Origin of the sequence: Sphingomonas sp. RB1R13 (genome assembly GCF_036663775.1) — a bacterium.
Classification (GTDB): Bacteria; Pseudomonadota; Alphaproteobacteria; order Sphingomonadales; family Sphingomonadaceae; genus Sphingomicrobium.
On the sequence record NZ_JAXOJM010000098.1, the window covers coordinates 1 to 1081 of the forward strand.

Annotated in this window: 1 protein-coding gene; it reads left to right on the plus strand. The window is 66.4% G+C overall.

What is annotated here, in order from left to right; genetic code table 11:
* The coding region (locus U1700_RS15215; protein ID WP_332753508.1) for a serine hydrolase domain-containing protein at window positions 1–1031 on the plus strand (1031 nt) is incomplete at its 5' end.
* Window positions 1032–1081 lie beyond the last annotated feature (50 nt).

Below are 1081 nucleotides of genomic sequence, written 5' to 3' on the forward strand. Positions count from 1 at the left end.
TGGCACCTTTCGCCTCAGTGGCGGACGCCAGAACGAACGCCGCGCTGCCGGATATGACAGAGGTTCTTCGGGGGCAGCGCGTGCAGAGCGCGTCGGTCGCCTTGATCCGTGGCGGGCAGATCGTCTCGACGCAGGCTTGGGGCATGGCTGGCCCCAATCGCAAGGCCACCGACGCCACGCCGTACAATCTCGCCTCGCTGACGAAGCCGCTGACGGCGGAAGTCATCCTGCGCCTAATGTCAGCCGACAGGCTGTCGCTCGACGAGCCGATGGATCGCTACTGGAGCGATCCCGACCTGTCGCGTGATCCCCGGCGGATGAAGCTCACCGTCCGCATGGCGCTGAGCCATCGCACCGGGTTGCCAAACTGGCGCGATGCCAAGGGGCTGGCGTTCGATCATGATCCTGGCACGACGACCGGCTATTCGGGCGAGGGGTATCAATATGCCGCGCGCTACGCCGAGCGTCGCACCGGGCAGTCGTTCGAGACGCTGGCTGGCCGCTGGCTGTTCGCACCCGCCCACATGCGCGCTTCCGGGTATGTGTCGGCGCAAGGCGAGGCGGCGCCGATCGCCGTGCCCTACGACGACGCCGGCAAGCCGCTCCCTGTAGAGCGTGTGACGCGCTACAACGCTGCCGATCTCGCGCACGCGACAGCGCGTGATTATGCGCGCTTCCTCATCGATGCGCGCAACGACAGGGGCCTGGTCGCGTCCGTCGCGGCGGAGCGCAGCAAATCGCAGGCCGATCTGACGCCCGGAATATGTGCCGGATCGAAAGCAGCCAGCTGTCCACCCTGGACCGGCTTTGGCTTCGGCTGGCAGCTTCTCGGATTTCCCGGAGGCACAACGATGCTCCACACCGGCAAGGATGCCGGGGCCTTCACCTTCGCCGCGATCGATCGTGCGAGCGGCGACGGCATCGTGATCCTGACCAACAGCGACAACGGATGGCGGGTCATCCTGCCTATCCTCGAACGCACCGGCAGCGACCCGAAGCTGATCGCCTTCCTGCGTGGCCAGATGAACTGACAGGACCAAGGTCATGCTGACTGCCCTTGCCGCCGCCGCAGTCCTGCGGA